The organism is Planctomycetota bacterium (genome assembly GCA_038746835.1).
Taxonomy (GTDB): domain Bacteria; phylum Planctomycetota; class Phycisphaerae; order Tepidisphaerales; family Tepidisphaeraceae; genus JBCDKH01.
In genome coordinates this window covers 1-5,158 of record JBCDKH010000229.1, presented here as the reverse complement: position 1 = coordinate 5,158, position 5,158 = coordinate 1, and the positions used below count along the sequence as shown (strand labels likewise).

4 protein-coding genes are annotated in these 5,158 nt (G+C 64.3%); all 4 read right to left on the bottom strand.

The window, feature by feature from the left end; all coding sequences use genetic code 11:
- On the bottom strand, nt 1-1,286 hold a 1,286-nt coding region (locus AAGI46_15560), incomplete at its 3' end, for a hypothetical protein (GenBank protein ID MEM1013624.1).
- 189 nt (nt 1,287-1,475) lie between these two features.
- Nucleotides 1,476-2,981, bottom strand: coding sequence for a hypothetical protein (locus AAGI46_15555; GenBank protein ID MEM1013623.1), 1,506 nt, complete (start codon nt 2,979-2,981; stop codon nt 1,476-1,478).
- A 111-nt stretch (nt 2,982-3,092) separates the two neighbouring features.
- A complete protein-coding gene (locus AAGI46_15550; protein MEM1013622.1) occupies nt 3,093-3,908 on the bottom strand; it encodes a PEP-CTERM sorting domain-containing protein in 816 nt (271 codons plus the stop codon).
- An 18-nt stretch (nt 3,909-3,926) separates the two neighbouring features.
- The gene (locus AAGI46_15545) at nt 3,927-5,018 is read right to left on the bottom strand and encodes a hypothetical protein (protein ID MEM1013621.1); all 1,092 of its coding nucleotides are present in this window, start codon (nt 5,016-5,018) and stop codon (nt 3,927-3,929) included.
- Nucleotides 5,019-5,158 lie beyond the last annotated feature (140 nt).

Here is a 5,158-nt window from a genome sequence, read left to right as displayed (position 1 = left end):
CTGGCCTCGATCAGGCCGGAGGAGACGGTTCCGGTTCCATCGTCGCCGATGACGAATCGGCCCGTCGCCTGGTCGCCGCCGGCATCGGCGTAGTTGAGGCCTTCGCCGGCGGTGGCCTCAACGACGGCACCACGTCCGACTTCAAGCGTCCCCGTCGCAGGGAAGCCTGCAAAGCCCCAGCCAACGTAGAGCCGGTCGCCCACCGTGAGTGTTGTATCGGCACCGAAGAGCGAGAGGACACCCGTCGAGATGTCGGTTCCGATGTAGAGGTCGTCGCCGACAGTCACAGACGAGCCGTCGGTCACCGTGACGGAACCGTTGCCGGCAACTGCTCCGATCTCGCCTCCGACGAAGAAGTCTTGGTCGACGTTCACCGTGCTGGCACCCGACACGTTCATCGTGCCCGTGCCTTCTTGCCCGATGTAGAGCCATTCGGAGACGTCGAGCCTGCCCTGGTCTTCGATGTCGACGGTGACCACCGTGTCGGGGTCTTGGGCCGCAAAGAAGAACTCCGCCTGAAACTCGGAGCCGGCTCCCGTGATGTTGATGTCCGACGACGCCGTACCGACCTGGGCGACGCGTACGCGTCCCGCTCGTAGCTGCCCGCCACTCTCGATGTTGACGGTCGCGGTACCGCGTTCTGGCAGGAACAAGACGTCGTTGCCCATGCCGGTGAAGTCGAGCTCGCCGCCACTTCGCACGTTGATGGTGGCTTGGCCGCCGGGGTTTTGAGCCACTCGGAACGACGGGTTGTTTTGCGTCGGGCCAAACGCACGGACGGTGGCATTGTCCTCAACGGTGAGGGTCGCTTGGCCATCCCCGCCCATCCAGCCTCTTGGACCAAACCCGGTCAGCGAGGAGCCTGCGCCCGTCACGACCAGCTCCCCGATGCTCCCCGCGGGCTGTCCGATCAGGAATCCGCCCTGGGAGCCTGTGGCACTGGGGTCGCGCGTGATCGTCACGCCGGCGCCGACGGAAATGGTGAAGAGCCCGGTCCCGCCGTTGGCGATGTTGAGGACGCCGTTGGTCAGTTCGAGCGATGTGCCCGCCCCAGTGACCAAGCCGGTCCCGTTGCCGGTCGGCGAGTCGCCAAACCGCATGGTGTTTTCGAACGCTGAAACGCCGCTGTCGACGGTGAACGAGCCCACGCCAGTGTCGCCGACGATCTTGGTCGTGCCGGTGTCCGTGACGTCGCCAACCTCGGTGACACCGGCAAGCGACGCGCTTGCGAAAAGCCCAGCCAGTGCGGGGAGGTAGACGATGGTCAGACGTGTTGACTGCTGCATGGATCTCAACCCTCGGACAAAGCGTCCGCGGCTCCGCCCGACCCTAGCGAAAGCACCGCCCGTGTGAAGAAAAAAGAGCAGACTCTCGGGGAAGCGCCCAGTGAGTCGCTCGACCATCCAGCAGGACGAATGGCGTGCCCCTACAAACCCGTCAGTCATGCTTAGTTCGCTGACCAAGCGAGCCGCGACTCAAACGGCCGATCGCCGACGCAGGCCGATGAGGGCGACACCGGCGAACCCGCCCAGGGCGGCGAGAGGCTCAGGGATGACCGTGACGGTGAAGGCCAGATCGCCGCCGCCGAGGTCGTCTGAGTAGCGAACTCGGAAGTCGTAACCGCTGCGGGTGATGATGCTGTTGTCCGGGAGGCTGGCAAAGCCCTGATCGGGCAAGTCGAATCGGAGTGTCTCGTAGTCGATCAGAACGAACTTGTCGCCGATGGAGAGGGTGACGCCTGGATCGAGCTGGAGGTCGAAGAGCGCGGTGCCCATTCCGAAGCGGAGCTCGGTCGCGATGACCTGACCACTTTCGATTTCGCCAGTGCCGTCGTCGCCGATGCGGAAGATGACCTGGGCGAGGTTGTCGCCCTGACCGAGGCGAAAGCCCTGTCCGTTCGCGGTGAGGGTCGCGCCTCGGCCGATGTCGATGATGCCGTTGCTGCCGGAGCCAATCCAGCCGACGCTGACGTTGCTGTTACCAGAGGCGGTCGTGCCGGCACCGGTGAGATTGAGACGGCCGACGCCTCCGTTGCGTCCGACCTGGATGTTGCCGGTCGCGACGATCGAGCCGCCGGTTTCGACGGTGGCCTGGTGATTGCCATCGAAGCCGAGCTGATAGTTCTGCGTCGACAGAGCCGCACCGTCGCTCACGCGGATCGTCGACGAGCCCGAGCCAGTCTGCTGCAGCTGCCGAGAGGCCTCGAAAAGGCTGTCAGCGCCGCTGAGGGTGATCGACGCGGGGTTGGCGTCAGAGCTGCGGATGAACACGTCGTCGGCGAGGAATCGGCCGCCGCTCTCGATGGTGACGATCGCTTGGCCTTTCTGGCCGTTGGTGTCCTCGCCGATGAAGACGTCGCCGTCCGTGTTGGAAACGGTGGCGCTTGCATCGAAGGTGCCGCCGCTACGCACAATGAGCTCCGCGGTGGTGCCGGGGACGCCGCCGAGATACGTCGCATCGTCGTTCTGTGTCAGGGCGATGAGCAGAGCGTTGTCTTCGACGACGACGAGCCCGCGGCGGAGCTCGAAGTCGAGGTTACCGCCAGCGAACAACGCGTCGGTGCCGGAAACGAGCAGCCCGCCGGTCAGCCCGCCAAGAGGAGGGACGGTGATGTCGATGACGGTTCGGCCGGTGACATCGACCCCTGCGCCGTCGAGGATCCCCATCAGCGCGTTGCCGCCGTTGCCACCGATGGTCAGGTTGGCGGTGACCTCCATCCGCGTCTGCGACCCGGTGACGGTGGCGAACGCGGAGCCGCCGTTCTCGGCGAGGGTCACCGCGACATCGGCCTGGCCCGTGGCGGCTTGGCTGGCGGAGTTGTAGAGGAAACCGTCGTCGATCAAAAGTGTGCCGAAGCCCGTTGGGCCGTACGCGATCCGGTTCGCGAAAACGACGACCTCGCCCGTCTCCACGACCCCGGCCTGCGACGGGGCGGGGATCGTCAAGGCCGCGCAAGCGACCAGCACGGCAGACTGCAGCATTCTCTCCATCATGCCTAGGAGGTTGGCCGGTTCCGAAGGATCAGCCAAGGGCTACGCGTCTCAAAATCGCGCGCCGTGCGTCTCAAAGTTGAGTCGGCGTTTCGGACAACATCACCGACGCCGTCGAGCGATCAGCAGTCCGCCGACGGCGAGCATTGCCAGGCTCGTCGGCTCGGGGATGGCGACCGGCGTTCCGCTGATCACACGCAAATCGCTGAAGACAGCGGTCGTGCTGCCGGACGTCAAAGCAGGGGTGAAGGCACCCACGCTCCGCAGAAAGAGCGAAACCACCAACAGGTCGTCGTCGCCGTCGGCGTTCCAGAGGTCGTAGACCGTCGCGCCGTCGAAGGTGGCGCTCTGCGAAGGCGCGCTCGCGCCGACCGTGCCGGTGCCGACCACGATGTCGCCCGTGCTCGCCGAATAGCTGATGTGCATGCTGCCAGTCGCACTGGCGAACAGCTGAATCAGCGGCGTCGGGGAAATCGTGACGTCGTTCACGCGTGCCGCACCGCCCGCCGGACCGACGGCGTCGTCAAACGCACCGATGGCCACGCCCGCAGAGTTGCTACCGGCACCATCCTCGCCGATGCCGAAGCCGATCCCACTGCCGCCGACGGTGTCGACGAACGACCAGTCGTAGTCGATCGCGACGGCAAAGTCGGCCGTCGGGTCGAAGGCGAAGCCGGACGTCGATCCGGCCGGGGTGTTGGCGTTGACACTCTGGTAGCCGATGTCGGTCGCGTCCGGCACGGCCCCGTCGGCGCTCATCGTGATCTGACTGGCCGAGTCGACCGACCCGGACAAGTTGGCGTTGGGCGGATCCTCAACGAGGGTCCACGTGTTGAAATCCGTGATCGCCGCTGATGCCGCAGCGCACGTGGCAACGACGGCCAATCCGAATGCGACGGCTGGTTTGCAGATGTTCATTTTCCGAGCTCCTCCTCACTAGCAACGCTGCCGCCTCGCAACGAGCAGACCAAGTCCGATCAATCCGCCGAGAGACGCGACGGGCTCAGGGATCGCCTGCTGGACGAGAACGATTTCGCCGCGGAAGCCACCGAAAAAGCCTTCATTCACCCTCACGAACGGCATATCGAACGTGCTGCCGTCGGAAAGGGTGCCGGACAGGGTGCCGAAGATCTGACTGATGTTGCCAAAGGCAGCGGGTGAGCCGTCGATCTGGAATTCGGGTCCATACAGCGTGATCACGGCGTCTCCGCCGCTGGCGATTCCGTTGTCGAACACGCCGGTCGTGCCGAGCTCACCACCGAAGATGTCGATCGTTGCAAGCTGGCTGGCCTCGATATCCGAGCCGATCGACCCGCCAGTCACGGTGATTGCCGCGCCATTGATCGCTTCGAGGTCGTTTCCGATGTCGCCGTCGGTCATGACGACCGTCGAAACATCCTCAGCGCGGACGTTGTTGGCCACCGTTCCGCCGCTGATGGTGAAATCGGCACTATCAAGCACCGCGACGCCGTCGCTGACATTTCCGCCGGTCATCGCGACGGTCGAGTTATCCAAAGCGGCCAGAAAGTTGTTGACGGTCCCACCGCTGAATGTCAGCGAGCTGTCGTCGAACGCCTCAAGGTCCTCCCCGACGACGCCGCCACTGACAACGAACGAGCCAGTATCGTAGATCTCAGCATCGTCAGCAACGCTACCGCCCGTCATGACGAGTGTGGCGTTGGTGAAGCCGAGCAAATCGTCGCCGAGAGTGCCGCCGTTGACCGTGATTGACGAATCATCGAGCCCGGTCACGTCTTCGACGAACTGGCCGCCGTTGACGATGACGCTGGAGTTACCGGTGGCAAAGACCGAGTCGCCGACCGAGTCTGCCTGCGTGATGTTGGCACCGGGCTCGAAGATGACCGTCGTCGGCAGCCCGCCTGGACCGTCGGAGACTTCGATGAAGTCATTAACGGTCGAATTGATGATGGTCGTGCCGCCGTCGTCGAAAACGGCCGCCCCTGCCGACGAAGTGGCGAGGAAGGTGGCGGCGATGACGATGGCGCGTGCGGATCTCGTGCTTGGCATGCTTTTCTCCCAGTCCTCCTCGCGGGTTCTTGCGAACTTAGCAGATGATGGGAGGGCGTGGCGTCTCAAAATCTTGTGCGCCGTGTCTCAAAATGGCTCACTAGCGCCTTCCTCACAGTTATGGCTCAACCATTAGCCAT